This window comes from Brevundimonas sp. TWP1-3 (assembly GCF_049896085.1).
Classification (GTDB): Bacteria; Pseudomonadota; Alphaproteobacteria; order Caulobacterales; family Caulobacteraceae; genus Brevundimonas.
This window is the reverse complement of sequence record NZ_JAFCTP010000002.1, coordinates 635,551-660,852: the sequence shown is the minus strand read 5'-3', so window position 1 is coordinate 660,852 and position 25,302 is coordinate 635,551. Positions and strand designations below refer to the sequence as shown.

Below are 25,302 nucleotides of genomic sequence, written 5' to 3'. Positions count from 1 at the left end.
GCCGAGGTGATCGCGGTCCGCACCGGCCTGATGGCTCAGGGGCTGACCAGCGCCAAGGGCCAGGACCTGAAGGAGCTGTCGCTGATGAGTTCGGAGAAGACCGAGGCCCTGTCCGCCTCGGCCGACGCCATGGCCGCCAGCGCCGGGGCCATCGGCCAGCGGCTGGGACGCGCCGCGATGGACGAGGGGGCGCATGCGCTGCGGGCGGCGGCGGCGGTCACCCAGGCGCGCACCCCCGCAAAGGCGGCCGAGGCCCAGTTCAGCTATGCAATGGGCTGGTGGAGCAGGGCGGCGGCCCAGGCCATGACCCTGAACGGCGAACTGATGAAGGCCCAGGCCGAGGCCCTGGCCCCCATCCACAAGACGGCGACGGCCAATGCGAAGCGGCTTCGCAAGAAGAGCTAGACCCTTCTTTAAGCCGTCATTCTCGCCCTGAAATGACGAGGATAGACCTTTACCGGCAAAGCGGAGCGCAGGCGCCGCAAACGGACATGCCTATGGTGGGGGTGGAAAGCAGACGAGGCTGTGGAGCCCTGCGGCGGCCGCTTTAGGCAGCGCAGAAGGGTCGTTTGCATCGGCGGTGGAGGATTGGCGGCCTCTCTCTGATGACGCTATTGCGCGGCGTCAGCGACCTTCTGGGCGCTGTCGCATTAGGCAAGCACGGTCTCGTCGACGGCCCCCGGAGAGCCATGCCCGATCCCTATATCCTGATGCTGTTCGTGGTGGGGGCGCTGGTCGCTCTGGTGGCGTGGTTGCCGCTGGTGTTCCGGCGTGCGCCACTGTCGCTGCCGATCGTTTGCGTGATCCTCGGGGCCGTGCTCTTCGCCCTGCCGCAGGTGGGGTTCGATCCGCTGCCCCAGACCTATCCCGACATCACCGAGCGTCTGACCGAGTTCGTGGTGATCATCGCCCTGATGGGCGCCGGTCTGAAGATCGACAGGATTTTCAACCTGCGGCGCTGGGGCGTGACCTGGCGACTGCTGGGCGTGACCATGATGCTGTCGATCGCGGCGATCGTGATCCTGGGCTGGACGGTGCTGGGGCTTGGGCTGGCCGGGGCGATCCTGCTCGCCGGGACGCTGGCCCCGACCGATCCGGTTCTGGCCTCCGACATCCAGGTGGGCGCGCCGCGCGAAGGGCGAGAAGACGAGGTGCGGTTCGGCCTGACGTCCGAGGCGGGGCTGAACGACGGGCTGGCGTTTCCGTTCGTCAACCTGGCCATCGCCCTGGCGCTGGTGGCGTCGGGCCAGAAAACCGAATGGTTCGTGGAATGGCTGACCGTCAGCGTGCTGTGGGAGATCGGCGCGGGGCTGGGTATCGGCTGGGCGATCGGCTGGCTGTTCGGGTGGCTGACCTTTGCAATCCCGGTCCGCTCGCGGCTTGCGGCGACACGCGACGGCTTCATCGTTTTGGCGGCGACCTTCATCTCCTATTCGGTGACGGAGATGCTGCACTGCTACGGGTTTCTGGCGGTCTTCATCACAGCGCTGGCGTTCCGGCACGCCGACCGGGACCACGATTTCCACGCCCAGATGCACGACTTCATCGAGCAGATCGAACGCATGGCGATGATGGTGGTGCTGGTCCTCTTCGGGGGAGCGCTGGTGTCGGGTCTGCTGGCGCCGTTGAGGCCGGTCGATGCGGCGGTGGCGGCTGTGATCGTGCTGGTCGTTCGACCGCTAACCGGCATGATCGGCTTGATCGGTTGGAAGCGACCTCTGCGCGAGAAGCTGATCCTGGCCTTCTTCGGCATCCGCGGCGTGGGGTCGTTCTACTATCTTGCCTATGGGCTGAACGCCGCGCCGTTCGAGGGCGGCGACCGCCTATGGGCCATCGTGGGTCTGATCTGCCTGATGTCGATCCTGCTGCATGGGATCACCGTCACGCCGGTCATGCGGTGGTTCGACCGCAGCCAGGGTCGCGATCCCGATGAGGGCAGGGAGGGGGTGGAGGCCGAGACGTCAGGGCGCGGCGCTTCAGCGTAAGGCCCAAACCCCAGTCTTAGGCCGTCTCGACGATCTTGAGCTTGGGCTTCTTGACCTTGGCGGGTTTGGCGGGACGGTCAGCCTTCTTGGCGGCTTTCTCGGCCTTCTTGGCTTCTTTTTCGACCGCCTTCAGCGCCTTCTTGGCGGCCTTGGCCTCAGCCTTGGCGGCGTCGGGGGCGGCGTCGGCGGCGGCGGCCAGCTCGGCCAGTTGCGCCAGGAAGGTCTCGCGCTGGCCCTTGGGCAGCAGGGCCATGATCCGCTTGTCGGCGGCCTCGACCAGCGGGCGGGCGGCCTCCAGGCGGGAGGCCCCTTCCGTGGACAGACGGACCGCCTTGGCGCGGGCGTCCAGGGTCGAACGCTCCCGCTCCAGCAGGCCCTTGGCCGTCATGCGGGTGACCAGGTCGGCCAGGGTCGAGCGGTCGATGCCGGTCATGCGCACCAGTTCGGTCTGGGTCAGACCGGCCTTGATCGACACCGCCTCCAAAACCGCGAACTGGCGCTGGGTCAGACCGTCGGCGCCGGTCTCCTCGGCATAGATGTCGAGCGCCAGTTGCAGCGCGCGGTGCATCAGGTGGCTGGGCGAGGTCGCCAACGGTCCGACCTTCCGTATCGCTTTTCCAGCCTTCACCATCGCACCGCTCCCCTTAAGTTTCGTCCGAACACGTATCAGCTATGCTTTACGATTTGACGGGAAAAGCGCGTCGGTTCCGTGACAGTTCGTCGGACCTACAGCCCCGTATCGGGCGAGACGGGGGCGGGTTCCTCGTCCTTGATCATGTGTTTCATGATGAAGAAGACCTGCCAGACGCCGAAGACGGCCGAGGCGATCCACAGGCCGCCGCGGAAAGCCACCCATGTGTCGTCCGACTGGGTGCGCCAGACGATCTCGTTGACGATGCAGACGGCTGCGAAATAGAGGCCGTAGCGCAGGGTCAGGCCGCGCCAGCCCAGGTCGGTGATCTTGATCGCGTCGCCCAGCAGATATTTGAACGGGTAACGGCCCATCGGCAGCGAACCCAGCAGCACGACCGCCAGAAGACCGTTCTGGATCGACAGCTTGATCTTCAACAGGTTCGGGTCGTGGAACACGATGGTCAGCACCCCGAAGATCAGGGCGAAGCCGCCCGTCAGCAGGGGCAGGGGCGCCAGGCGCCGTTCCACCGCATAGCCGACGATCAGCGCGATGGCCGAGGCCCCGACCAGCACCCAGGTCGCCTGGACCAGCGCCTCCTGCCCGTCCAGGCCGCGCGCGAAGCGGTTGACGGCGTAGGCGGCCATGAAGGCGACCAAGGCGCCGAAATCGACGGCCTGGCGGATGTTGGAGGCCGTGCGAGGTGTCTCGGTCATGTTAGTCTTCCAGTCCCACCAGCGAGCGGGAGAAGGCGCGCGCGTCGAACGGTTGCAGGTCCTCGACGCTTTCGCCCACGCCGATCAGCATCAGGGGGGCGTCCGACGCCTGGGCCACGGGCACCAGCACCCCGCCGCGCGCCGTGCCGTCCAGCTTGGTCATGACGATGCCGGTGACGAAGGCGGTGCGGCCGAAGATCTGTTCCTGGGCCAGAGCGTTCCTGCCCACCGTGGCGTCCAGCACCAGCAGGGTGTCGTGCGGCGCCTCGGGATCGATCTTCTTCAGCACCCGCACGATCTTCAGCAGTTCGTCCATCAGGGCGGACTTGTTCTGAAGCCGGCCGGCGGTGTCGATCAGGACGACGTCGAACCCTTCCGCCTTGGCCTTGGTATAGGCGTCGAAGGCCAGGCCGGCGGCGTCGGCGCCGTCGCGGCGGCTCTCGAAATGGGCGCCGGCGCGTTCGGACCAGACCTTGAGCTGTTCGCGGGCGGCGGCGCGGAAGGTGTCGCCGGCGACGATCATCACCTTGGCGCCCTTGCCCGTCAGGTCGGCGGCGATCTTGCCCAGGGTCGTGGTCTTGCCCGAGCCGTTCACCCCGACGAACAGGACGACATAGGGTTTGGGGCCGGACAAAGGATCGAAGGTCGCCTGGCGCGGCGACAGTTCGGCGGCGACGGCCTCGGCCAACGCTTCCTTGACCTCGCGCTCCTGGGCGTCCTTGCCGAACTTTAGCGTGCGGAAGCGTTCGACGATGCGGGCGGAGGCGGCGGGGCCGAGGTCGCTTTCCAGCAGATGCTCTTCCAGCTGCTCCAGCGAGGCCTCGGACAGGGGTTCCTTGACGAAGGTGGCGACGACCTGATCGGTCATCTGTTTGGAGGAGCGCGAAAGCCCAGCGGACAGGCGCTGGAACCAGCCCTTTTTCGGCGTGTCGGTCATGGGATGGCTTTAGCGGGGGCGAAGCCGAACGTCATCCGCATTCGCAAGATCGCGTAAAGTGAGAAGACGTTTCGGCCCCGAGACGAAAAAAAGAGGAGCGCGCAAGGCCGCCGTCGCCTTCCCCTGTCTGTCTCGGCGGGGTTATGTCTTGTTCGAAGAACGCCGCTCAGGTCGTCCAAGGGAAGTTTCGCCATGTTCCGCATCCTCGCCATCGCCGCCGCCATGCTGGGCGCGCCGGCTATCGTTTCAGCCCAGGACGGGCATGGGACACACCCCGAACATGGGCACAGCCATGCGGCCTTCGCTTCCGACCGGATCCATGTTCGCGTCAATGGCGACACGGACGGCCGCGACATCATCCTGATCCCCGGCCTCAGCTCGTCGCCCGAAGTCTGGCAGGGGACGGTGGATCATCTGACGGCGCAGGACGGCGTGGGCTGGCGCGTTCACCGCATCCACGTCCAGGGCTTCGCCGGCGCGCCGGCCGAGGGCAACGCCCAGGGCGCGACGCCCAGCCCCGTGGCGGCTCCAGTCGCCGAGGAGATCGCCCGCTACATTCGCGAGAACGGGCTGATCAAGCCGGCCGTGGTCGGACATTCGATGGGCGGGACCATCGGCCTGATGCTGGCCGCGCGCCATCCCGACAGCGTCGGCAAGCTGATGGTCGTGGACATGATCCCCTTCATGGGGGCGATGTTCGGCGCGCCCGGCGCGACGGCCGAGAGCGTGACCCCCGTCGCTGACCAGATCTGGACCGCCCAATCCACCAGTCCGCGCGAAGCCTATGTCGCCCAGGCCACGACCAGCATCAACGGCATGATCAACACGGAAAGCCGCCGCGCAGAGGCGCTGGAGGACATGCGCGAGAGCGACCAGAAGGTCTCCGCCGCCGCCTTCCGCGAGCTGGTCACCACCGACCTGCGTCCCGAGTTGTCGAAGATCACCGCTCCGACCGAGGTGCTGTACGTCAAGTTCAACGATGCGCGCATGACGCCCCAGATCACCGACGCCATCTATCAGGCCTCGTTCGCCAATCTGAAAGGCGTCGAACTGAAGCGCATCGACGACAGCGCCCACTTCATCATGTTCGACCAGCCCCAGGTCTTCTACGCCGACCTGGACGCCTTTCTTTCGGCGAAATAGCCGCTCACGATCCCGTGAAGTCGGCGGGACCGTTTCGGCGGGCGTTCATACGCGATACACAGCCGATGAACGAAAACCCGCCCAGCGCGGCATCTGAAGGATAGTCATGGCGGGTCCAGGTAACGGGGGCGGACAACAGGCGCAGGGCAAGCCTCGCCGGTCGGCCTGGCAACGGCTGTTCTACTGGAGTGCGGTGCTGGCGGTCTGGGGGCTGATCTTCCTGGTCGTCTTCTTCGCCGTCTTCGCGCGCGGCCTGCCGGACACCTCCAGCCTGTATCAAGTCGATCGCCAGCCCTCGATCACCTATCTGGACCGCAACGGCGCCCTGATCGCCACGCGTGGCACCCAGATGGCGCCGCCCGCCGATCTCGACAGCCTACCCGACTATGTGCCGGCGGCCTTCATCGCCATCGAGGATCGCCGCTTCTACAACCACCCCGGCTTCGACCCGATCGGCATGGCCCGCGCCATGGTGACGAACATGCGCGCCGGCCGCGTGGTTCAGGGCGGCTCGACCCTGACGCAGCAGCTGGCCAAGAACCTGTTCCTGACGCCCGACCAGAACATGCGCCGCAAGGTGCAGGAGCTGATGCTGGCCGTCTGGCTGGAGATGAAATTCTCCAAGAAGGAGATCCTGGCCCTGTATCTGAACCGGGTCTATTTCGGCGCCGGCGCCTATGGGATCGAGGCGGCGTCGCAACGCTATTTCGACAAGTCGGCAAAGAACCTGACGGTCGGTGAGGCCGCTCTGCTGGCCGGTCTGCTGAAGGCGCCTTCGCGCTATTCGCCGGTGTCCGAGAGCGAGCGCGCGGCCGCCCGCGCCACCGTCGTGCTGAACGAGATGGAAGAGGCCGGCGTCATCACCGCCGCCCAGCGCGAACAGGCCGTGACCCAGCCGGTCATCGTCTCGCGCACGCTTGCAACCCAGCACGCCCAGTATTTCATCGACTGGCTGGACAAGTCGATCCGCAGCCTGGTCGGCGAACCGACCGAGGACATGGTGGTCGAGACGACGCTTGACCTGACGCTGCAGACCTCGGCCGAGCGGTCGGTCCGCCGCATCCTGGACCGGGACGAAGGCAAGGGCGTGCAGCAGGCGGCCCTGGTCGCCCTGGACGGCGACGGACGGGTGCGCGCCATGATCGGCGGCGCTTCCTATGCCGACAGCCAGTTCAACCGCGCCGTCGACGCGAAACGCCAGGCGGGTTCGGCCTTCAAACCCTTCGTCTATCTGGCGGCGGTCGAGGCCGGCTATACGCCCCAGACCCCGGTGGTCGATCAGCCGATCACCATCGGCAACTGGTCGCCCCGCAACTATTCCGGGACCTTCAGCGGCAACATGACCCTGGCCCAGGCCGTGGCCCAATCGACCAATACAGTCGCCGCCTATGTCGCCGATCAGGTCGGTCGCGACAGCGTGGCCCGCGCCGCGCGGCGCTTGGGCATCGAAAGCCGTATCGGGCTGGAGCCGGCCATGGCCCTGGGCGCGGTGGAGGTCTCGCCGCTTGAGATGGCCACCGCCTATGACGCCTTCGCCAACGGCGGCCGCCGCGTGGACGCCTATGGCATCAGCCGCATCCGCACGCCCCAGGGCCGCGTCATCTATCAGCGCCAGACTGGCCAGAGCGGCCAGGCGATCAACAATCCGTCGCTGTATTACATGAACCAGATGCTGCGGGGCGTGGTCTCCAGCGGTTCGGGCCGTTCGGCGGCGATCTCTGGCCGCGACCTGGCGGGCAAGACCGGCACGACCTCGGACTACAAGGACGCCTGGTTCGTCGGCTATACCGGCGGCTTCGTCACCGCCGTCTGGGTCGGCAAGGACGACAACACCGCCATGCGCGGCGTGACCGGCGGCTCGTCTCCCGCCGCCATCTGGAAGGGCTTCATGGAGGCGGCCCTGGCGCGCCTGGACGCCCCGCGCATCCCCGACGGCCCGGCCATGCCCGAGGGCTGGGTCGCGCCCGATCCGGTCGGCGATCTGATGAGCGGCCTGGACCAGAACGGCCTGCCGGTGGAGCCGGTCGATCCGTTGCTGGGCGAACCCTATGTCCCGGATGAGCAGGTACCGGTGCAGCAGCCGTCGGCGCAGCCATCCAGCCCCACGTCGCCCAAGGGCAGCTATCGCGATGCGCCCAACCCACAGCAGCCAGAAGGCCGCCCGGCGCCTGAGCGAAAGGGCGACGCCCTCTTTTTCTAAACGCGAAGCAAGCAGCGAGCCAAAAAAAGGGGGAGGCGACCCGGCGGTAGTCTCTCCCTTTTCATTTTAGGCCGGCGTTAGCGAGGACAGGACAGGTCGCCTTCCTGACATTGGCTGAGCGCCCGCAGCTGGCGTGTCCGCTCCGTCGTCAACCGCGCGACGCAGGTCGAATGCACCATCGGATAGGCGGATCCGCCCTGAACGCCGGAGGCTTCGAACCGGCATTGCTGATCGCGGAAGCTGATCCAGGTGCGCTGAGCTGTGCGCAGCAGGGTGCGGCTTGCGGGTGACAGCCGCCCCATCGTCGCCGTGTACTGGCTGTTCAGCGCCCGATCGGCGCGCTGCAGTTCCTGTGCGGCGTTGGCATTCATCGTGGCCTGCGACTGGGCGCTGGCGGACGAGGCGGCCGTGACGGCGAGGCCGAGCGCGATCGATAGGGTGATCATCGTTTTCATGGGGCGTTCCTGAGTGGACTGGCGATGATGAAACGCGCCCGGCCGCCGGAGTTTCCGCCTAGCGCCCCACGGCGTGCAGCGCGCCGCCGTAGTCCTTCAGCCACTTCCGCCACGGCTTGTGATCCCCGACCAGGCGTTCGACGACGGACCAATAGGCCGGGCTGTGGTCGGCGTGGACCAGGTGGGCGACTTCGTGGGCGGCGAGGTAGTCGATGACCGGGGGCGGGGCCATGATCACGCGCCAGGAGTAGCGGATGGTGCGGTTGTGCGGGCTGCACGAGCCCCAGCGCGACCGGGTGTCGGCGATCGACATCTTCACCGGCTTCTGACCCAGGGCGCGCAGGTGGTGGTCGGTACGTTTCAGAAGCGTGTCGCGCGCCTCGCGTTTCAGCAGGTTCTCGACCCGCCGCGCATAGGCCTCGCCCTCGCCGCCCGAGCGGATGATCGTCCCGTCCTCGACCAAGCGTGCGGCCCCTGCGCCGGGCGCGGCCTCCAGCCGCACGGGACGGCCGCGCAGGGAGATGACCTGGCCCGGCTCCAGCGGCCGACCCTTGGGCCGCACCGCCAGCCTTTGGCTGATCCAGACGGCCTTGGTCCGGGCGAAGGCGACGGCCTGGGTCAGGCCGCGCTCGGTCGGGGCGATGACCACGGCCTCGCCCGCCCGTGCGTCGATCCGCACCGACAGGCGCCGGGCGCGCGGATTGACGGACAGTCTCAGGACGGGACCAGGCCCGCCCCCTTCGTCAAGCGGCAGCCGCTGATCGTTGCGGTACGCCACCGACGGCCTCGTTCTGGGCGATGAAATCGCGGACGCGGGGATAGATTTCGTCACGGAAGCGACGGCCGTTGAACACGCCGTAATGGCCCACGCCCGGCTGGACATAGAGCACGCGGCGATCCTCCGGAATGTTGGGGCACAGGCCGTGCGCCGCCTGGGTCTGGCCGACGCCCGAGATGTCGTCCTTCTCGCCCTCGACCGTCATCAGGCCGATGTCGGTGATCTTGGACAGATCGACCTTGCGCCCGCGATGCTCCAGCAGGCCGCGCGCCAGCAGATGCTGCTGGAAGACGATGTCGATGGTCTGGAGATAGAACTCCTCGGTCAGGTCCAGCACCGACAGATATTCGTCGTAGAACTCCTCGTGCTTGTCGACCCCGTCGCCGTCGCCGTCGATCAGGCTGTTGAAATAGTCCCAGTGGGCGTCGCGGTGGCGCGCCTCGTTCATCGACATGAAGCTGTAGAGCTGAACGAAGCCCGGATAGACCCGCCGACCGAACCCCGAATAGGGCAGGGGCACGGTGTGGATCATATTGGACTTAAACCAGGTGAAGGGCTTCTCCTCCGCCAGTTGGTTGGTCACGGTCGGCGACAGACGCGCGTCGATGGGCGAGCCCATGAAGGTCATGGACAGGGGCCGGTTCTCGTCGCCGTCCTCGGCCATCACGGCCCCGGCCGCCAGCACCGGCGGGCCGGGCTGGCACACGCCGACGACATGGGCGCGACCGCCGATCTCGGCCAGCATCATGCGGACGTGATCGATATAGTCGAAGAAGTCGAACCGACCTTCCAGCACCGGCACTTGGCGGGCGTTGATCCAGTCGGTGACATAGACGTCGTGGTCCTGAAGGAAGCCCTCGACAGTGCCGCGCAGCAGGGTGGCGTAGTGACCCGACAGCGGGGCCACGATCAGGACGGCGGGCGCTGCAACGGGTTTGCCCGCCCGTTTCAGGTCGCCGATGTTGCGCGCGAACCGGACCAGGCGGCACCACGGGCTCTGCCAGATCACCTGTTCGGTGGTGCGGACGGTCTTGCCGCCGATCTCCAGGGTCTCCAGCTTCCAGTCCGGCTTGCCGTATCGCCGGGTAACGCTCTCGAACAGTTCGGCCGAGGCGTAGGCGGTGCGCCCGATCGCGGTGTCCGCCGCCGGATTGAAGGGCGAGGTCCAGAAGTTCCGCGCCATTTGGGCGCCGACCCGGAACGGCAGGGCCGATTGGTAGGCGAGTTCATGAAATGCGTAGAGCATGACGATCCGTTACGGCCCATCGCCGTTTGTGCAGGGCAACATATAATGCATCACCCTGCAAAAGGATTATGAGGCGACGGAATAGCCCTTAGTCGGGAACGCTCCAACGACACTCCGTCATCCTAGGCCTTGTGCCTAGGATCCAGACTCCCGGTGTCAAAAGGTCTGGCGGCCAGCGTCTGAGTATCAACGGCCGCGTTCGAGTCTATGGATCCTAGGCACAAGGCCTAGGATGACGAACGAGGGGACGGCTTATTCCTCACCCACGCGCGATGACGTCCTCGATGATCTTGGTCGTCTTGTCCGGCCCCATCCCATAGGCGACGGCGGTGCGGAACTTGCCGTCCGGTCCCATCAGATAGACCGTCAGCGAGTGGTTCATCGTATAGGCCTCGCCCTCTCCGACCTTCTCGTAGAAGGCGCGGTAGGCCTTGGCGGCCGTCGCCACCTGTTCCGGCGTGCCCGTCAGGCCGATGGTCCCCTTGGGAAAACCATCCGACGACAGATAGTCCTTCAGCGCCTGGGGCGTGTCGCGCTGGGGATCGACGCTGACGAAGACGATCTGCAGGTCCTTTGCCTTGTCGCCCAGCCGCTGCTGCACGACGGCCAGTTCCGCCAGGGTCGTGGGGCAGAACTCGGGGCAGTATGTGAAGCCGAAGAAGACCAGACTCCATTTGCCGTTCAGCATCGTCTGATCGACCGGCTGCCCGTCCTGGTTCACCAGTTTGAAGTCCCCGCCGACCAGGGGCTGGCCGGTCGAGGTGACCTCGGCGCCGTTCGACGTCGGCGTGCGGCCGCTGACCACGACCACGGTGATGATGGCCAGGGCCACGGCGATGGCGATACAGGCGCCCGCGAACAGCAGGATGGAACGACGCGGCATGACGGCCTCTCACGAAACGGATGTGATCGGTCTATAGAAGCGGTGTGACCCCGACAGAAGCCCGCATGGCGCCGCACGGCGTATCATCCCCCCAACGTCTGGCTTCCGAGCCGTTGGACGGGTGGAGCGATGCGCCGCGTCGGGGGCGGGGCTTTTCGCTGCGGACTCTGATCGTGCTGCGCTGGCTGACCATCGTGGGGCAAAGCGCGGCGATCCTGACGGCGTATCAGGGGCTGCATTTCCCCCTGCCGCTCTGGCCCTGTTTGATCGTCATCGCCATCAGCGCGGCGGTGAACGTCGGTGCCATGGCGCGGGTGCGGCGGCTGGACGCCAGTCTGCCGGACGGGCGCCAGACGGCGATCCACCTGGGCTTCGACATCTTCCAGCTGGGGATTTTGTTGGGTTTGACCGGCGGTCTGGAGAACCCCTTCTGCCTGCTGTTGGTCGCGCCCGTGACCATCGCGGCCGCGGCCCTGCCGGGGCGTCAGGCCCTGATGCTGGGTCTGCTGGCCCTGATCGCGGTCGGGGTGCTGTTCTTCTGGTCCGAGCCGCTGCCGTGGCGCCCGCACGAGAACTTCCACCTGCCGACCCTTTATCGGCTGGGCATGGCGATGGCCCTGGTGACCGGGGTGGTCTTCACCGCCGGATACGCCTGGCGGGTGGCGGCGGACGCTGAAAAGCTGGAACTGGCCTTGGCCACGACCCAGGACGTCCTGCAACGCGAGCAACGGTTGGCGGCCCTGGGCGGGCTAGCGGCGGCGGCGGCGCACGAGCTGGGCACGCCGCTGGCGACCATTCAGGTGGTGGCCAAGGAGCTTCAGCGCGCCTCGGCCCCCGACAGCGACGCGGCCGAGGACGCCGCCCTGATCCTGCAGCAGGCCGAACGGTGCCGGGGCATCCTGACCCAGCTGTCGCAGCAGCCCGAGGGCGACGACGCCCTCTATGCCGATGTGTCGTTGAAGGCCCTGCTGGAAGAGGTGGTGGAGCCCCACCGCGGCTTCGATCTGGCGTTCGAGGTGCTGGTGAAAACCCCGCCGGGCCAGCCCGCGCCGCGCGTGCGACGCCTGCCCGAGGTGGTCCACGGCCTGTCCACCCTGGTCGAGAACGCCGCCGACTTCGCCGCGACCACCGTGCGGGTCCAGGCCGTGGTCGACGCCGGCTGGATCGAGATCGACATCCTGGATGACGGCCCCGGATTCGCCAGCGACATCCTGCCCCGCCTGGGCGAGCCCTATGTGACCAGCCGGCCCCAGGGCAAGGCCCGCCAGGCCCTGGCCGCCCAGATCGCTGCCGCCGCCCGTCCGTCCAAACGCCGGCCGACGGCAGACACGCCCATCGCCCCCAGCCAGGGCGGCATGGGCCTGGGTTTCTTCATCGCCCGCACCCTCTTGGAACGCACCGGCGGCTCGGTCAGCGTGGGCCAGGGGCTTGCTCAGTCCGAGGCCAGGGGGGCGTCACGCGGCGCCCGCGTGGCCGTGCGCTGGGCGCGACCGGCGCTGGAGGTCGCGGCATGACCGGATTGGGTCTTAGCGTCGCAGGCGGAACCTTGGCCTTGACCCACACGCTACCCGTCCCGACTTGAAGCGGCAGGAGAGAAACGCATGTCCGAACTAGAAGCCCGCATCGCCGCCCTGCCCGACAAGTCCCTGCTGCTGCTGGACGACGATCAGGCCCTGCGCACCCGCATGGGGCGCGCACTGGAGGCGCGCGGCTTTCAGGTGACGACCGCCGAGTCCGTCGCCGAGGCGACCCAACTGCTGCGCGATAAGGCCCCGGCCTTCGCCGTGCTGGACATGCGGCTGGAGGACGGCAATGGCCTGAAGGTCGTCGAGGCCGTGCGCGAGAAACGCGAGGACGCCCGTATCGTCATGCTGACCGGCTACGGCGCCATCGCCACGGCGGTCGCGGCGGTCAAGGCCGGCGCCGTCGACTATCTGTCCAAGCCCGCCGACGCCGACGACGTGGTCAAGGCCCTGCTGGCCACCGGCGATTCGCCCGAGCCGCCCGAAAACCCCATGAGCGCCGACCGGGTCCGCTGGGAACATATCCAGCGCGTCTACGAGCTGTGCGACCACAACGTCTCGGAAACCGCCCGCCGCCTGGGCATGCACCGCCGCACCTTGCAACGCATCCTCGCCAAGCGCGCGCCGCGGTAAGGGCTCAGGTTCCCCACCCCTAATCCGTCACCCTCGGGCTTGTCCCGAGGGCCCACGGTAGGTTCGAAGACGGTGGTGGGACAACTGGTTGAGCTATCGCTCGCGGACTCCAGTCGGCCGTGCAGTTCGACGGTGGGCCCTCGGGACAAGCCCGAGGGTGACGGAGTTTGGATTTAAAGGCTGACTGACGCACCTCAGAAGGCGTGTGCAGTCCTCAGTCGTCGTCATCCTCGACCACGTCGGGGATTTCCGGGGTGACCACGGTCGGGGCGATGGTCTTGATCTCGCCCAGCTTGGCGCCGGGGAAGGCCAGCATCACCGCCTTGATGAAGGGGTTGGCCTCGACCTCGGCACGTTCGACGGCGCGGGCCTTTTTCTGAAGTTCGATCACCGTCTCGGCGCCGCCCTGGCCGTTGGCGGCGATCAGCCAGGTGCGGCCGGTCCATTCGCGCAGGCGCGCGGACAGTTTGCGCGCCAGCTCGATGGGCGCGCCCTGAACGCTTTCATAGACGATGGCGCCCGGCTTGAACGATACCGGCTTCACATACCGTTCCACATCCATCTGAAGCCCGACCTCGCGCTTCTCGCCGATCAGGGCCACCACCTGTTCGAAGGTCTGCGGATCGGGCAGGGCGGGGGCCATGACGGGGCGAGCGGCCAGTTGCGCCGATGTTCCACCGCCGCCGCCACCACCGCCGCGCGGGGTCGAGCCGCCGCCCAGCGGTTCGCCCGATTGCAGCCGTTTCAGCGCCTCCTCCGGCCCAGGCAAGTCGGCGGCGTAGGCCAGACGCACGATGGCCATCTCGACCGCATCGGCGGGATTGGGCGCGCGCCGCACCTCGTCCAGCGCCTTCAGCAGCATCTGCCAGGTCCGCGACAGAGTGGCGGCCGGGATGGCGGCGCCTAGGGCGGCCAGCTTCTGCGCCTGATCGTTGGGCAACCGCGTCGCGTTCGGCCCCAGCATCTTGGCGACCGATGCGGCGTGGCAGTGTTCCAGCAGGTCGTTCGTCACCTGCACCGGATCGGCGCCGAAGCCGTACAGGGTGCGGAAATTCTCCAGCGCCTCGGGCGTGCGGCCGGCCATCACGGATTCGAACAGGGCGATGGTCTGGGTCCGGTCGGCCAGCCCCAGCATGTCGCGCACGGTCTCGGTCTTGACCGTCTCGCCCCGCTCGGCCTGGATCAGGGCCTGGTCGAGCAAGCTCAACCCGTCGCGTACCGACCCCTCGGCCGCGCGCGAGATCAGGGCCAGGGCGTCGGTCTCGATCTTCATGCCTTCGCGGTCGGCGATCCGGCCCAGGTGTTCGACCAGGATATCGGGCTCGACCCGACGCAGGTCGAACCGCTGGCAACGGCTCAGGATCGTCACCGGCACCTTGCGGATCTCGGTGGTGGCGAAGATGAATTTGGCGTGGGGCGGCGGCTCTTCCAGCGTTTTCAGCAGGGCGTTGAACGCCTGCGTCGACAACATGTGGACCTCGTCCAGCACATAGACCTTGTAGCGCGCCTCGACCGGCGCATAACGGACGCTCTCCAGGATGTCGCGGATGTCGTTGACGCCGGTGTGGGACGCGGCGTCCATCTCCATCACGTCCATATGCTGGCCGGCCATGATGGCGGCGTCGTGCCGGCCGTGGGCGGTCAGGGTCAGGGACGGCCGGTCGATGGTCTCCGTCTCGTTGTTCAGGGCGCGGGCCAGCAGGCGGGCGGTGGTCGTCTTGCCGACGCCCCGCACCCCGGTCAGCATGAAGGCGTGGGCGATACGGCCGGTGGCGAAGGCGTTGGTCAGGGTGCGGACCATCGCCTCCTGCCCGATCAGATTCTCGAACGTGCGCGGCCGATATTTGCGCGCCAGCACCTGATAGGCCGCCCCGTCATCGACGTGGGCTTCGACATCGGCGCGGGCGGGCTTGGCCACGACAGGCGCAGCAACGGGCGCCGCGACCGGCTCAGGCGCCGCAGCGGGCGCGCCGAACATGTCGTCGGTGTTCTCGTCGCGCTGAACGACGTCTTCCTCTTCCCAGGGCGGGCCGTCGAGATTCGTGTCGCTGTCCGTCATGGGGTGAAGTCTTACAGCGGGTGAGAGGCGGGTAGAAGCGATTCAATCTTCCTTCTCCCCTCGGGGGAGAAGGTGGGCCCGAAGGGCTCGGATGAGGGGGTTCTGTCCGCCTCGCTGACGGCGAGAGTGGTCCTGCGTTTGGCAGCCCCCTCATCCGTCTCGCTCCGCGAGCCACCTTCTCCCCCGAGGGGAGAAGGCAGACGCACAGCCGCGATCAAGCAGCGAGCGACCGCGTCGCGCGCGTTAGCGCACCAAACGCGCTCAAGCAGCGAGCGACCGCGTCGCGCGCGTTAGCGCACCAAACGCGCTCAAGCAGCGAGCCACCGCGTCGCGAGCGATAGCGCTAAAAAGAAAGAAGTAGAGACCGCGACCCGAAGGGGAATTCGTTGTGGCTGCTGCCTTCCGGCCCTGACCAGGTTGGCGAAACCTTCGCCCGCGATCTCCAAGCGGAGATATGACGGGTGCGGCCGTCGGAATCAAGAGCTACAAAACCCGCATGGCCCATCAGAACACCTTCGCCGGTAATCCGCTCGATCGCGCCGGCGACCTGCGCAACGATCCCGAATGGCTGGCCCGACAGGAGGCTAATCCCGAGGCCCAGGCCATGGTCCTGTGGGAAGGGCGTCCCCTGATCGAGGAGACGGCTGACGGCCCGCGCCTGGCCTGGCTGTCGCTGAAACATGCGCGCGACATCGTGCCGGATCGCGATGTCTTTCTGGGCCTGTGGGACGCGGCGCCCGTGTTCGCCATCGAGTTCGAAGGCTCCATCGATCCGACCGACGGGCCGCTGGCCGGCGTCGGCGCCTTTCAGGAGTTGCGCTCGGCGGCCGCCATCCTGCCGGCGGCGGACGCGGCCATGGCGGGCGGGGCCAAGAGCCTGTTCGACTGGCGGCGCAAACACGGTTTCTGCGCCAACTGCGGCACGCTGGGCGAGACCGCCTCGGGCGGATGGAAACGCCGTTGCCCCGCCTGCGGGACCGAACATTTCCCGCGCGTCGATCCGGTCACCATCATGCTGCCGGTCTACAAGGGCGGCGCCGAACCCATCTGCCTTCTGGGCCGTCAGGCGGCCTGGCCCGAGGGGCGGATGTCGGCTCTGGCCGGTTTCCTGGAGCCCGGCGAATCCATCGAGGAGGCCTGCGCCCGCGAGGTGAAGGAGGAGGCCGGCCTGACCGTGATCGCCACCGCCTACCACTCCAGCCAGCCTTGGCCCTTCCCGTCGCAACTGATGATCGGCCTGATCGCCGAGGTGTCTGACGACCAGGCCCGGCCCGACCAGACCGAGCTGGAATCCGTCGCCTGGCTGACCCGTGCCGAGGCGCGGGCGGTGCTGTCGGGCGACCACCCGACCATCCTGGCCCCGCCGCCTTTCGCGATCGCCCACAGCCTGATCAAGGCCTGGGTCGAGGAAGCGTAATCTCGTTCCCCTTCATGGGGAGGGAGATTTGTCACACCAACCGTCGCGCCGCTTCCAGATCGGCCGGATTGTCCACCGACAGGGGGGCTTCGTCGATGACCGCGGCCCAGATCTGCATGCCCATCTCCAGGGCGCGCAGCTGTTCCAGCTTTTCGCGCATCTCCAGCGGCGACGGGGGCGCGGCGCAGAAGCGGTTCAGGGCCTCGCGGCGATAGCCATAGACGCCGATGTGCCGCCAGATGGGCGCATCGCCATACAGGGTGGAGCGGGTGAAATAGAGGGCGCGGCCCTGGCGCTCGTTCTCACCAAGGGCCAACACCGCCTTGACCACGTCGGGGTTGGTCCGGTCCGACAGGTCGGCTTCTGCGGCGACCAGGGTGGTGATGTCGCAAGTCGGCTCCCCATGCAGGATGGCGGCGCAGGCGACGGCCAGACCAGGGCTGGCGAAGGGCATGTCGCCCTGAACGTTGATGACGGCGTCGAAATCGCCTTCCGGGTCGATGGCGTCCACGGCGGCGCGGATCCGGTCCGAACCCGAGGGCAGGGCCGGGTCGGTCAGGATGGCGCGGCCGCCCGCCGCCTCCACCGCCTCGACGATCTCGGGATCGCCGGCGGCGACCACGACCGGCAGGCCCGAGGCTTCCGCCTGGCGATAGGCGCGCACTATCATGGGCACATCGCCGATCAGGGCCAGCGGCTTGTTCGGCAGGCGGGTCGCCGCCATGCGAGCGGGTATCATTATCAACGGATTCATCGACTTCCCTGACGCCTGTCTGGCCCGTCGCGTACCGGGCCGGTTGCGAAGGCGGCGCTACCGTGCAAGAGACGCCAACGCAAGATTATGTCCGGGGCGTGTTTTCGAGGGCCCGGCCGGCAGAGGGATTCGACCAGGCGCATGAGCGGCGATCTTAAGTGGAACAAGATTTTCGGTGCGGCTCTGGGGACGGCCTTCGTCATCCTGGTCGTCCAGCAGGCCTCCGGCCTGATCTATCATTCCGAGCCCCCTGAAAAGATGGGCTATTTCGTCGATGCGCCTGAAGAGGTCGCAGGCGGCGAGGCGGCCGAACTGGCGCCCGACTGGGGCACGGTCCTGCCGACTGCCGACCTGGCCGCCGGCGAGGCCGCCTTCGCGCGGTGCCAGGCCTGCCACACTGTGACGCAAGGTGGCGCGGACGGCATCGGTCCGAACCTGTTTGGCGTGGTCGGCGGACCGGTGATGCACCGTCCAGGCTTTGCCTATTCGGACGCCATGGCCAAGCACAAGGCCGAGGCTCCGGCCTGGGGCTATGATCAGCTGGACAGCTTCATCACGGCGCCGGCGCGCTATGTGCCCGGCACCAAGATGTCTTTCGCCGGCATTCGCGACACCCAGACGCGCATCAACCTGATCGCCTGGCTGCGCACGCAAGGCTCGGGCGGCTTCGCCATCCCGGCGTCGGACCCGACCCGCCAGCCCGGCGCGGCCGCTCCGGCCGAAGGGGCGGAAGCGCCCGTGACCGAAGGCGCCGCCGCGACCGAAGCGACCGGCACGACCCCGGCCGAAGGCGCGCCCGCTGCGGCCCAGGCCACCCTGGCGGCTCCGCCCGCCGCGACGGCCTCGGCCCCGCCGAACACCTGAACGACTTCGGTCCAGAGACGACCCAGAGACGACAAAAGGGCGGCCCCGATGGGCCGCCCTTCTTCGTTTGCGGCAGGCGCGGACGCCTCAGAGAATCTGCGTCGCCTCGTCGAACGACAGGCGCGGCGAGCGGGGGAACAGGTTCTCGTCCGAGCCATAGCCCAGGTTGAGGATGTAGTTCGGCTCGACATTGCTGTCGGGGAAGAACTCGGCCTTCACGCCCGCCGCATCGAAGCCGGACATCGGCCCGACATCCAGGCCCAGCGCCCGCGCGGCGATTGTCAGATAGCCACCCTGCAGCGAGGCGTTGCGGAAGGCGCTTTCGCGACGGCCGGCCTCGTCGGCGAACCAGGCCTTGGCTCCCGGCGCATGCGGGAACAGGGCGTCCAGATGCTCGTGGAAGTCGATGTCCTGGCCGATGATCAGGGTCACCGGCGCCTGCTGCGTCTTGGCCTGATTGCCCTCGCTCATCAGCGGGACCAGCCGCGCCTTGGCTTCGGGCGAGGTCACGAAGACGAAGCGGGCGGGCGATCCGTTGACCGCCGTGGGCCCGAACTTGGTCAGGTCATAGAGCTTGCGCAGCAGTTCGGGCGCGACGGGGCGATCGGTCCAGCCGTTGCGCGTGCGCGCCTCGGTGAACAGTTGCGACAAGGCGGCGTCCGACAGCGGGGCGTCGCGTTGAGTGAGGGCGTCGTAGGCCATGGAATGCCTTCCTGATTATAACAGCAACGAATGCAGGTGCTAATTAGGCCGTTTCGCAACGGTCGCAAGTGCGAATGCGGCGCCTCAGCGTTTCCGATTTCGCGAGGAATGCGCAAAACCCCTGTCGCACCGGCCGTCTTGCCCCTATCTAGAGGGCATGAAAGACCTCACACAACTGATGCAGCAGGCCCAGGCGATGCAGCAAAAGCTGCAGGACGCCCAGGCCAAGATGGCCGAAACCAGCGCCGAGGGCTCCTCGGGCGGCGGCCTTGTCTCGGTGTCCCTCAAGGGACCGGGCGAGATCACCGCGATCAGGATCGACGACAGCCTGCTGACGCCCGGCGAGGGCGAGATTCTGGCCGACCTAATCGTCGCCGCCCATGCCGACGCCAAGCGCAAGCTGGACGAACAGAACAACGCCCTGATGCGCGAAGCCGCCGGGCCGATGGCCGGGATGAACATTCCCGGAATGCCGAAACTGTTCTGATGGCCGCCTCCGCCGGGCCGGAGATCGAACGGCTGATCTCCCTGCTCGCCAAACTGCCGGGCCTGGGTCCGCGCTCCGCCCGTCGCGCGGCCCTGGCCCTGCTGAAGCGGCGCGAGCAACTCCTGGTGCCGTTGGCGGCGTCCCTGGCCGAGACGGCGGAAAAGGTCGTGTCCTGTTCGGTGTGCGGTACGCCCGACACCCGCGACCCCTGCGCCATCTGTTCGGACGGCGCGCGCGACAACGGCCTGATCTGCGTCGTCGAGGAGGCCGGCGCCCTGTGGGCGATGGAGCGATCCGGCGCTTTCCGGGGCAAATACCATGTGCTGGGCGGCTTGCTGTCCGCCCTGGACGGCGTCGGGCCCGAGCATCTGCGCATCACCGAACTGGTCGGACGTGTAAGGGGCGGCGGGGTGCGCGAGGTCGTGCTGGCCCTGCCCGCCACCGTGGACGGCCAGACCACCGCCCACTATGTCGCCGAGCGGATCGGCGGGCCGGAGGTCGAGGTCACGTCCCTGGCGCGCGGCGTGCCGGTCGGCGGGGATCTGGACTGGCTGGACGACGGCACCATCGTCCAGGCCCTGAAGGCCCGCCGCCCCGCCTGATAGCGATCAGTTCGACGGCGTCGTCGGCGCGTTGACGTTCGGCGCCTCGCCCGTCGGCACAGGCTCAGCCCGGCCGGTCGCGTCCGTGGGCGCGTCGGCCGCAGGCGGGGTCTGGCTGTCGCCTGCAAAGTCGCGAGTGTCGGCTGCGGTCGGGCCCGTTTCGTCGTTCTGGGCGTTGAATCCGCCGTTGGAGATCATCCAGATCCCCAGCAGCAGGACGGCCGCCGCCAGCGTCGAGATGACCAGCAGCACCAGGATGCGTGGGCCCTTGCGTCCGCTGCGGACCAGTTCGGCGTCGACCGGGCGGCCATCGTGGACGGCGTCGGCGGCCTTGTCGTGACGTTCGGGCTCTTGGGGGATCATGGCGTGTCTTCTCCGAGGACAGGTTCAGCCAAACCAACGTCATCGGAACGGCTACGTTCCTGCGAGGCTTGGCGCGCTTCTCATGAGCGGCGACTCCCGCTAGGAACGGAGCATGAACATGCTCGTGCCCATCCTCGCCCTTCTCGCCGCCGCCTTCGCGGGCGGCTTCCTGTGGGCCTTCATGGGCTGGCAGAGGGCGCAAGGCGCGCTGGCGGCCGCCGAGGCGCGTATCGACCTGGTCGAGGAAAGCCGCGTCACCATGGGCGAACTGCTCAAGGCCCAGGCGGCTCAATCCGCCCAGGTGGTGGCGGATCAGATGGTCAGCCGCGCGACCGAGACCTTCCGCGCTCAGGACCAGCTGGCGCGCGAGCGGATGGCGGCCCAGCTGAAACCTGTCGCCGACACCCTGACCAAGTTTCAGGAACATGTCGCGGCGCTGGAAAAGACCCGCTCCGAAGAGACCGGAGGCTTGCGTGAACAACTGACCCAGCTGATGGCGGCGTCCTCGGCGACACGGGACGAGGCGCGCAAACTGACCGAGGCCCTGCGCGGCAACACCGGCCGGCGCGGGCGCTGGGGCGAACAGACCTGCCGAAACGTGCTGGAGGCCGCCGGCATGGCCGGGCGGTTCGACTTCACCGAACAGACCTCCAGCGCCGACGATGAAGGCCGCCAGAACCGGCCCGATTTCATCGTCCGCCTGCCCGGCGGCGGCATGTTCGTGATCGACGCCAAGGTGCCCCTGGCCTTCGACGAGGGCGACGGCGACGAGGAGGCGCGCGCCCGTTCGGTCGGCCTGCGCACCGCCGCCAGCCTGAAGACCCACGTACGCCAGCTGTCGTCCAAGGCCTATCAGGACCAGTTCAAGCCCAGCCCCGATTTCGTCGTCCTGTTCGTGCCCGGCGACGCCTTCCTGGTCACCGCCCTGGACCACGAGCCGGACCTGATGACCCAGGCGATGGCGTCGCGCGTCGTCATCGTCACCCCCTCGACCCTGTTCGCCCTGTGCAAGGCCGTCGCCTATGGTTGGCGGGCGGAAGAACAGGCGGCCAACGCCGACAAGGTCGCCGCTCTGGGGCGCGAGCTTTACAAGCGGCTGTCGGTCATGGGCGGTCACGCCTCGGCCGTCGGCCGCGCCCTGGATCAGGCCGTGGGCAAGTACAACCAGTTCGTCGGCTCGCTGGAGAGCCAGGTCATGGTGTCGGCCCGCCGCTTTGAAGACCTGCAGGTGGACCACGAAGGCAAGGCCCTGCCGGACCTGACGCCGGTGGAGACCGCGCCGCGCGTCATCGCTCGTCCGGAGCTGATCGCCTCGTCCAAGTCGGAGTAGGGCGTCTTTCTGTGGAAAGGGCGCTTGACAGGCGTTGCGGTGTGATGTCAATGTAGCTTGTCAATTGGACAAGGGGTGTTGACTGATGCGTAAGTGGCGGCCGGTAATCAAGGCGACGGTGATCACGTTCGGCGGCGGGCTGCTGTTCGCCCTTCTGGGCGGCATTGCGGTCGGCTACGCTTCCAGCTCGGGCTGGATCACCTCCGAGCTTGGTGAGCTGATCGTGACCGGCGTCTTCGCCGCCGCCATCATGGCGGGCGCCCTCTGGGTCGGCGCCGAATGGATGCGGGTGATCGACGAGGCCGCGCGCGAGGCCCACAAGGCCGCCTGGTACTGGGGCGGCACGGCCGGCATGTGCGTCAGCGGCGTGGGACTGATCCTCTCCTCCGCCGGACCGTGGCGCGACATCATCGCCCGCCACGTCGGATCGGGCGGCTCCCCCGTCGACTATATGTCCGCCGGCGCCGCCTTGATGATCGCCCCGATGCTGATCGGCTACACCGTCGTCTGGGCCTGGTGGTGGCTGGCGCGGATGCGGGGCTGAGCCATGAACAATCGTCTCAAGGTCCTGCGCGCCGAGCGCGACTGGAGCCAGGCGCAGCTCGCCGAACATCTGGGCGTGTCGCGCCAGACCGTGAACGCGCTGGAGACCGGCCGTTACGACCCGTCCCTGCCGCTGGCCTTCAAGATCGCCCGCATCTTCGGCCAACCCATCGAATCCATCTTTTCCGACGACCAGGAGCCGACGAAATGAAGTCTCCCTCGCTCTCTCCCGCCTCGTGGCCCCGATGGGTCCGCGCCTTCGCCTTCGGCGCCCTGTTCGGCGTGATCGGCTACGGCGTCGGCGCCTGGCTGGCCAAGGTCGCGCCGGGCGGCTTCGGCCTGACGGACAAGGCCATACGCTGGTCGGACGTGCTGGCCCTGCTGGTCGGGTTCGCCCTGGTCGTGGGCGCGCTGTGGGCGCTCTACGTCAGCCTGGACGCCAAACGCCTGGGCAAGATGTACAATCTGGAAGGCGACGCCTCGCCCGAGGAAGCCGCCGTGGCGCGGTTCCAGGCGGCGGTCATGGGCTTTTCCGGCGTCATCCTGACCCTGCCGATCGCATTCAGCCTGATGGGCGTCAGCCCCGTGCTCGGCCTCGGCGCCATCGGCCTGCTGCTGGTGCTGCACACGGTGATGAACGTGCGCGTCTATCGCCAGGCCGACGAACTGCTGCGCCGCGCGGTGATGGAGTCGGCCGCCGTCACCTTCTTCTTGGGCCAGCTGATCCTGTTCCTGTGGGCCGCCGCCGAACGCCTGGGCGCCGCGCCGACGATCACCGCCTGGGACATCTACGCCGTGCTGATGACGCTCTATCTCGCCGCCTCCATCTGGATCAGCGCCCGCCGCGGCCTGGCCTGACCTCTTTTCCCTTTTCCCGCCTTTTTCAAAAAACTGGAGCGACCTCATGACCCTTTCCGCCCGCCTCCGATCCTCCGTTTCCACCCTCGCACGCGGCGCCCTCGGCGTCGCCGGCGGCCTGGCCCTGTTCGTCGCCATCGCCGGGGTTCCGGCCGACGCCCTGGCCCAGACGACGGCGCCCGCCGCCGCTGCGCCCATCCAGGGCGAAGGCCCCGCCCTGTGGGTGATCAAGGATTCGGATTCGACCCTGTATCTGTTCGGCTCGGTCCACGTCCTGCGCCCCACGACCGGCTGGGCCAGCCCTCGCGTCGAGGCCGCCTTCGACAGCGCCTCGGACATCTGGTTCGAGATCAGCAATCCCGACGATCAGGCCGCCGTCATGCCGTTGATCCAGCAGCACGGCCTGTCGCCGGACACGCCTCTCTCCAGCCGCCTGACGCCCGAGGAGAACGTCGAACTGGAGGCCGCCGCCCAGGCCATGGGCGCCTCCGCCGCGCAGCTTCAGCCGATGAAGCCCTGGCTGGCGGCGCTCAGCCTGTCGGTCGCGCCCCTGGTCAAGGCCGGCTATGATCCCAAGTCCGGCGTCGAACTGGTGCTGAAGGCGCGCGCCGAGGCGGCCGGCAAGCCGATCCACGGCTTCGAGACCATCGACAAGCAGATCGGCATTCTGGCCGGCCTGCCCGAAGACGTGCAGATGGCCTTCCTGCGCGAGACGCTGAAGGACTACGAGAACGCCGTGACCATGCTGGACACCATGGTCGAGGCCTGGGCCAAGGGCGACGTCGGCACTCTGGACCGCGTCATGGTTGAGGAGATGAAGGAGGCCTCGCCGGCCCTTTATCAGGCCCTGCTGGTCGACCGGAACACCGACTGGGCCGACCAGATCCAGACCCTGCTCGAAGGTTCGGGCACCGCCTTCATCGCCGTGGGCGCCGGCCACCTGACCGGCGACGAGAGCGTCCAGGCCATTCTGCAACAACGCGGCGTCACCGTCGAAGCCGCGAACTGAGAACGGAAAGGAGGCGCGGCGGCACGATCGTCGCGCCTTCACCAATAGGTTGGAGCGGGCAGCGGGAATCGAACCCGCACGAGCAGCATGGGAAGCTGCCAGGCTACCACTACATCATGCCCGCGATGGCCTGAGGGCGGTCTATCTCAAGGGAGGCCATGTCTCAAGGTAAGATGGGGCTCAAGGCGCGCGCCGCATTCTCTCGCGCATAGCGCTGGGCGATGATGGTGCAGGCGAACAGCTGGATCTGGTGAAACAGCATGATCGGCAGGACGATCAGCGGCACCGCGTGACCGGCGAACAGGATGCCGGCCATGGGGATGCCGGTGGCCATGCTCTTCTTGGAGCCGCAGAACAGGATGACGATCCGGTCGGGCTTGTCGAACTTGAGAAGCCGCCCCGCCATCAGGGTCAGGCCCAGGACGATGGCCAGCAGCACGATGTTCAGTCCGATGACCTTGGCCAGGTCCATAGGCGCGACCTGGGACCAGACCCCGGCGACGACGCCCTCGCTGAAGGCGGCGTAGACGATCAGCAGGATGGAGCCGCGGTCCACCAGGCCCGTCAGCCTGGCGTGACGACCCAGCCAGTCCTTCAGCAGCGGGCGACACAGCTGGCCTACGGCGAAAGGGGCCAGGATCTGCAGGCCGATGTCGAGGATGGATTGCAGGTGGATGCCGCCGCCGGCCCCGCCGATCATCAGGGCGACCAGCAGCGGCGTCACGATGACGCCCAGCAGGTTCGACAGGCTGGCGCTGGTCAGGGCGCCCGCGACATTGCCGCCGGCGATGGAGGTGAAGGCGATGGAGGACTGCACCGTGGACGGCAGCAGGCACAGATAGAGCATCCCCGTCAGCAGGTCGGGCTGAAGCGAGCCGCGCATCAGGAAGACCAGGCCCAGCCCCAGCAGCGGAAACAGCAGGAAGGTCGACAGGAAGACCGTGCCCTGAAGCCGCCAATGCATCAGGCCGGCGCCGATGGCCGCCGGCGACATCCGCGCGCCATACAGGAAGAACAGCAGGGCGATGGCGGCCTTGACCACCCAATCCATGACCACGGCGGCCTGTCCGCTGGCGGGCAGCAGCGCCGCCAGGATCACCATGCCGATCAGGGCCAGCAAATAGCCGTCGATGGGCAGGCGGGACAGGAAACGGGGCATGGACGGCTCAGGCTGCGGCAGGCTG

27 protein-coding genes, 1 tRNA gene and 1 other RNA gene are annotated in these 25,302 nt (G+C 67.7%); 15 read left to right on the top strand and 14 right to left on the bottom strand.

What is annotated here, in order from left to right:
• The first annotated feature begins 6 nt into the window (after window positions 1–6).
• Window positions 7–405 carry a phasin family protein gene (locus ACP693_RS15120; RefSeq protein ID WP_409716833.1) on the top strand — a complete coding sequence of 133 codons (399 nt, stop codon included), beginning with the start codon at window positions 7–9 and terminating at the stop codon, window positions 403–405.
• A gap of 284 nt (window positions 406–689) precedes the next feature.
• Window positions 690–1,985, top strand: a complete 1,296-nt coding sequence (locus ACP693_RS15115; RefSeq protein ID WP_426020520.1) for a cation:proton antiporter — start codon at window positions 690–692, stop codon at window positions 1,983–1,985.
• 16 nt (window positions 1,986–2,001) lie between these two features.
• On the opposite strand, the gene ACP693_RS15110 is transcribed toward ACP693_RS15115, so the two are convergent.
• The 3 genes from ACP693_RS15110 to ftsY all read right to left on the bottom strand — a co-directional run bounded on the left by ACP693_RS15110 (window position 2,002) and on the right by ftsY (window position 4,269).
• Entirely contained in the window at window positions 2,002–2,616 is a 615-nt protein-coding gene (locus ACP693_RS15110) for a MarR family winged helix-turn-helix transcriptional regulator (protein ID WP_409716837.1), read from the bottom strand.
• A 95-nt stretch (window positions 2,617–2,711) separates the two neighbouring features.
• On the bottom strand, window positions 2,712–3,332 hold the full coding sequence (locus ACP693_RS15105; protein ID WP_426020519.1) for an inner membrane-spanning protein YciB: 621 nt from the start codon (window positions 3,330–3,332) through the stop codon (window positions 2,712–2,714).
• A 1-nt stretch (window position 3,333) separates the two neighbouring features.
• A complete protein-coding gene (gene ftsY / locus ACP693_RS15100) occupies window positions 3,334–4,269 on the bottom strand; it encodes a signal recognition particle-docking protein FtsY (RefSeq protein ID WP_426020518.1) in 936 nt (311 codons plus the stop codon).
• A gap of 192 nt (window positions 4,270–4,461) precedes the next feature.
• Here ftsY and ACP693_RS15095 point away from each other — a divergent pair, with 192 nt between their 5' ends.
• Both ACP693_RS15095 and ACP693_RS15090 read left to right on the top strand, forming a co-directional pair.
• A complete protein-coding gene (locus ACP693_RS15095) occupies window positions 4,462–5,412 on the top strand; it encodes an alpha/beta fold hydrolase (protein WP_426020517.1) in 951 nt (316 codons plus the stop codon).
• 106 nt (window positions 5,413–5,518) lie between these two features.
• Entirely contained in the window at window positions 5,519–7,612 is a 2,094-nt protein-coding gene (locus ACP693_RS15090; RefSeq protein WP_426020516.1) for a PBP1A family penicillin-binding protein, read from the top strand.
• Between the two features lie 77 nt (window positions 7,613–7,689).
• On the opposite strand, the gene ACP693_RS15085 is transcribed toward ACP693_RS15090, so the two are convergent.
• From ACP693_RS15085 to ACP693_RS15070, 4 genes are all read right to left on the bottom strand, one after another.
• Entirely contained in the window at window positions 7,690–8,067 is a 378-nt protein-coding gene (locus ACP693_RS15085; protein ID WP_426020515.1) for a lysozyme inhibitor LprI family protein, read from the bottom strand.
• A gap of 58 nt (window positions 8,068–8,125) precedes the next feature.
• Window positions 8,126–8,845: a M48 family metallopeptidase gene (locus ACP693_RS15080; RefSeq protein ID WP_426020514.1), complete on the bottom strand. Its 720-nt coding sequence runs from the start codon at window positions 8,843–8,845 to the stop codon at window positions 8,126–8,128.
• Window positions 8,811–10,091 (bottom strand): polyhydroxyalkanoate depolymerase, encoded by a 1,281-nt coding sequence (locus ACP693_RS15075; protein WP_426020513.1) that lies wholly within the window; start codon window positions 10,089–10,091, stop codon window positions 8,811–8,813. The genes ACP693_RS15080 and ACP693_RS15075 overlap by 35 nt, the downstream gene beginning before the upstream one ends.
• Window positions 10,092–10,350: 259 nt before the next feature.
• On the bottom strand, window positions 10,351–10,974 hold the full coding sequence (locus ACP693_RS15070) for an SCO family protein (RefSeq protein WP_426020511.1): 624 nt from the start codon (window positions 10,972–10,974) through the stop codon (window positions 10,351–10,353).
• 44 nt (window positions 10,975–11,018) lie between these two features.
• On the opposite strand from ACP693_RS15070, the gene ACP693_RS15065 reads away from it, so the two are divergent.
• Window positions 11,019–12,488 carry an ActS/PrrB/RegB family redox-sensitive histidine kinase gene (locus ACP693_RS15065; RefSeq protein WP_426020510.1) on the top strand — a complete coding sequence of 490 codons (1,470 nt, stop codon included), beginning with the start codon at window positions 11,019–11,021 and terminating at the stop codon, window positions 12,486–12,488.
• Between the two features lie 87 nt (window positions 12,489–12,575).
• The gene (locus ACP693_RS15060) at window positions 12,576–13,130 is read left to right on the top strand and encodes an ActR/PrrA/RegA family redox response regulator transcription factor (RefSeq protein ID WP_135194551.1); all 555 of its coding nucleotides are present in this window, start codon (window positions 12,576–12,578) and stop codon (window positions 13,128–13,130) included.
• Between the two features lie 214 nt (window positions 13,131–13,344).
• Here the strand turns inward: ACP693_RS15060 and ACP693_RS15055 are convergent, their stop codons facing one another.
• Both ACP693_RS15055 and ffs read right to left on the bottom strand, forming a co-directional pair.
• Window positions 13,345–15,189 (bottom strand): DNA polymerase III subunit gamma/tau, encoded by a 1,845-nt coding sequence (locus tag ACP693_RS15055; protein ID WP_426020509.1) that lies wholly within the window; start codon window positions 15,187–15,189, stop codon window positions 13,345–13,347.
• 352 nt (window positions 15,190–15,541) lie between these two features.
• An RNA gene (gene ffs / locus ACP693_RS15050) (signal recognition particle sRNA small type) lies at window positions 15,542–15,637 on the bottom strand.
• Window positions 15,638–15,685: 48 nt separating this feature from the next.
• On the opposite strand from ffs, the gene nudC reads away from it, so the two are divergent.
• A complete protein-coding gene (gene nudC / locus ACP693_RS15045) occupies window positions 15,686–16,606 on the top strand; it encodes an NAD(+) diphosphatase (RefSeq protein ID WP_426020508.1) in 921 nt (306 codons plus the stop codon).
• 31 nt (window positions 16,607–16,637) lie between these two features.
• On the opposite strand, the gene ACP693_RS15040 is transcribed toward nudC, so the two are convergent.
• Window positions 16,638–17,360 (bottom strand): 3-deoxy-manno-octulosonate cytidylyltransferase, encoded by a 723-nt coding sequence (locus ACP693_RS15040; protein ID WP_426020507.1) that lies wholly within the window; start codon window positions 17,358–17,360, stop codon window positions 16,638–16,640.
• Window positions 17,361–17,501: 141 nt separating this feature from the next.
• Between ACP693_RS15040 and ACP693_RS15035 the strand changes: the two genes are divergently transcribed.
• Window positions 17,502–18,224 carry a c-type cytochrome gene (locus tag ACP693_RS15035; RefSeq protein ID WP_426020506.1) on the top strand — a complete coding sequence of 241 codons (723 nt, stop codon included), beginning with the start codon at window positions 17,502–17,504 and terminating at the stop codon, window positions 18,222–18,224.
• Between the two features lie 87 nt (window positions 18,225–18,311).
• On the opposite strand, the gene ACP693_RS15030 is transcribed toward ACP693_RS15035, so the two are convergent.
• A complete protein-coding gene (locus ACP693_RS15030; protein WP_426020505.1) occupies window positions 18,312–18,926 on the bottom strand; it encodes a malonic semialdehyde reductase in 615 nt (204 codons plus the stop codon).
• Between the two features lie 157 nt (window positions 18,927–19,083).
• Here ACP693_RS15030 and ACP693_RS15025 point away from each other — a divergent pair, with 157 nt between their 5' ends.
• Window positions 19,084–19,413 carry a YbaB/EbfC family nucleoid-associated protein gene (locus tag ACP693_RS15025; protein WP_135194557.1) on the top strand — a complete coding sequence of 110 codons (330 nt, stop codon included), beginning with the start codon at window positions 19,084–19,086 and terminating at the stop codon, window positions 19,411–19,413.
• A complete protein-coding gene (recR, locus tag ACP693_RS15020; protein ID WP_159846808.1) occupies window positions 19,413–20,015 on the top strand; it encodes a recombination mediator RecR in 603 nt (200 codons plus the stop codon). The genes ACP693_RS15025 and recR overlap by 1 nt, the downstream gene beginning before the upstream one ends.
• Window positions 20,016–20,021: 6 nt before the next feature.
• Here the strand turns inward: recR and ACP693_RS15015 are convergent, their stop codons facing one another.
• Window positions 20,022–20,378: a hypothetical protein gene (locus ACP693_RS15015; RefSeq protein WP_426020504.1), complete on the bottom strand. Its 357-nt coding sequence runs from the start codon at window positions 20,376–20,378 to the stop codon at window positions 20,022–20,024.
• 112 nt (window positions 20,379–20,490) lie between these two features.
• Between ACP693_RS15015 and ACP693_RS15010 the strand changes: the two genes are divergently transcribed.
• The 5 genes from ACP693_RS15010 to ACP693_RS14990 all read left to right on the top strand — a co-directional run bounded on the left by ACP693_RS15010 (window position 20,491) and on the right by ACP693_RS14990 (window position 24,118).
• Window positions 20,491–21,708, top strand: coding sequence for a DNA recombination protein RmuC (locus ACP693_RS15010; protein ID WP_426020503.1), 1,218 nt, complete (start codon window positions 20,491–20,493; stop codon window positions 21,706–21,708).
• An 85-nt stretch (window positions 21,709–21,793) separates the two neighbouring features.
• Window positions 21,794–22,252, top strand: a complete 459-nt coding sequence (locus tag ACP693_RS15005; RefSeq protein WP_426020502.1) for a hypothetical protein — start codon at window positions 21,794–21,796, stop codon at window positions 22,250–22,252.
• Between the two features lie 3 nt (window positions 22,253–22,255).
• Window positions 22,256–22,462: a helix-turn-helix transcriptional regulator gene (locus ACP693_RS15000; protein WP_135194562.1), complete on the top strand. Its 207-nt coding sequence runs from the start codon at window positions 22,256–22,258 to the stop codon at window positions 22,460–22,462.
• Entirely contained in the window at window positions 22,459–23,109 is a 651-nt protein-coding gene (locus tag ACP693_RS14995) for a hypothetical protein (protein WP_426020501.1), read from the top strand. Before ACP693_RS15000 ends, ACP693_RS14995 begins: the two co-directional genes overlap by 4 nt.
• A gap of 46 nt (window positions 23,110–23,155) precedes the next feature.
• Window positions 23,156–24,118, top strand: a complete 963-nt coding sequence (locus ACP693_RS14990) for a TraB/GumN family protein (protein WP_426020500.1) — start codon at window positions 23,156–23,158, stop codon at window positions 24,116–24,118.
• A gap of 50 nt (window positions 24,119–24,168) precedes the next feature.
• On the opposite strand, the gene ACP693_RS14985 is transcribed toward ACP693_RS14990, so the two are convergent.
• Together ACP693_RS14985 and ACP693_RS14980 are read right to left on the bottom strand one after the other, a co-directional pair.
• Window positions 24,169–24,242: transfer RNA gene (locus ACP693_RS14985), tRNA-Gly, on the bottom strand.
• Between the two features lie 39 nt (window positions 24,243–24,281).
• Window positions 24,282–25,277: a bile acid:sodium symporter family protein gene (locus tag ACP693_RS14980; protein WP_426020498.1), complete on the bottom strand. Its 996-nt coding sequence runs from the start codon at window positions 25,275–25,277 to the stop codon at window positions 24,282–24,284.
• Window positions 25,278–25,302 lie beyond the last annotated feature (25 nt).

What these genes read in the sequence shown, in the direction of transcription:
- ACP693_RS15105 (WP_426020519.1), bottom strand. Translation starts at nt 3,332, where the DNA reads ATGACCGAGACACCTCGCACGGCCTCCAACATCCGCCAGGCCGTCGAT.
- ACP693_RS15090 (WP_426020516.1), top strand. Translation starts at nt 5,519, where the DNA reads ATGGCGGGTCCAGGTAACGGGGGCGGACAACAGGCGCAGGGCAAGCCT.
- ACP693_RS15015 (WP_426020504.1), bottom strand. Translation starts at nt 20,378, where the DNA reads ATGATCCCCCAAGAGCCCGAACGTCACGACAAGGCCGCCGACGCCGTC.
- ACP693_RS15025 (WP_135194557.1), top strand. Translation starts at nt 19,084, where the DNA reads ATGAAAGACCTCACACAACTGATGCAGCAGGCCCAGGCGATGCAGCAA.
- ACP693_RS15060 (WP_135194551.1), top strand. Translation starts at nt 12,576, where the DNA reads ATGTCCGAACTAGAAGCCCGCATCGCCGCCCTGCCCGACAAGTCCCTG.
- ACP693_RS15030 (WP_426020505.1), bottom strand. Translation starts at nt 18,926, where the DNA reads ATGGCCTACGACGCCCTCACTCAACGCGACGCCCCGCTGTCGGACGCC.
- ACP693_RS14995 (WP_426020501.1), top strand. Translation starts at nt 22,459, where the DNA reads ATGAAGTCTCCCTCGCTCTCTCCCGCCTCGTGGCCCCGATGGGTCCGC.
- ACP693_RS15040 (WP_426020507.1), bottom strand. Translation starts at nt 17,360, where the DNA reads ATGAATCCGTTGATAATGATACCCGCTCGCATGGCGGCGACCCGCCTG.
- ACP693_RS14990 (WP_426020500.1), top strand. Translation starts at nt 23,156, where the DNA reads ATGACCCTTTCCGCCCGCCTCCGATCCTCCGTTTCCACCCTCGCACGC.
- recR (WP_159846808.1), top strand. Translation starts at nt 19,413, where the DNA reads ATGGCCGCCTCCGCCGGGCCGGAGATCGAACGGCTGATCTCCCTGCTC.
- ACP693_RS15055 (WP_426020509.1), bottom strand. Translation starts at nt 15,189, where the DNA reads ATGACGGACAGCGACACGAATCTCGACGGCCCGCCCTGGGAAGAGGAA.
- ACP693_RS14980 (WP_426020498.1), bottom strand. Translation starts at nt 25,277, where the DNA reads ATGCCCCGTTTCCTGTCCCGCCTGCCCATCGACGGCTATTTGCTGGCC.
- ACP693_RS15095 (WP_426020517.1), top strand. Translation starts at nt 4,462, where the DNA reads ATGTTCCGCATCCTCGCCATCGCCGCCGCCATGCTGGGCGCGCCGGCT.
- ACP693_RS15110 (WP_409716837.1), bottom strand. Translation starts at nt 2,616, where the DNA reads ATGGTGAAGGCTGGAAAAGCGATACGGAAGGTCGGACCGTTGGCGACC.
- ACP693_RS15075 (WP_426020513.1), bottom strand. Translation starts at nt 10,091, where the DNA reads ATGCTCTACGCATTTCATGAACTCGCCTACCAATCGGCCCTGCCGTTC.
- nudC (WP_426020508.1), top strand. Translation starts at nt 15,686, where the DNA reads ATGGCCCATCAGAACACCTTCGCCGGTAATCCGCTCGATCGCGCCGGC.
- ACP693_RS15070 (WP_426020511.1), bottom strand. Translation starts at nt 10,974, where the DNA reads ATGCCGCGTCGTTCCATCCTGCTGTTCGCGGGCGCCTGTATCGCCATC.
- ACP693_RS15115 (WP_426020520.1), top strand. Translation starts at nt 690, where the DNA reads ATGCCCGATCCCTATATCCTGATGCTGTTCGTGGTGGGGGCGCTGGTC.
- ACP693_RS15035 (WP_426020506.1), top strand. Translation starts at nt 17,502, where the DNA reads ATGAGCGGCGATCTTAAGTGGAACAAGATTTTCGGTGCGGCTCTGGGG.
- ACP693_RS15010 (WP_426020503.1), top strand. Translation starts at nt 20,491, where the DNA reads ATGAACATGCTCGTGCCCATCCTCGCCCTTCTCGCCGCCGCCTTCGCG.
- ACP693_RS15000 (WP_135194562.1), top strand. Translation starts at nt 22,256, where the DNA reads ATGAACAATCGTCTCAAGGTCCTGCGCGCCGAGCGCGACTGGAGCCAG.
- ftsY (WP_426020518.1), bottom strand. Translation starts at nt 4,269, where the DNA reads ATGACCGACACGCCGAAAAAGGGCTGGTTCCAGCGCCTGTCCGCTGGG.
- ACP693_RS15005 (WP_426020502.1), top strand. Translation starts at nt 21,794, where the DNA reads ATGCGTAAGTGGCGGCCGGTAATCAAGGCGACGGTGATCACGTTCGGC.
- ACP693_RS15085 (WP_426020515.1), bottom strand. Translation starts at nt 8,067, where the DNA reads ATGAAAACGATGATCACCCTATCGATCGCGCTCGGCCTCGCCGTCACG.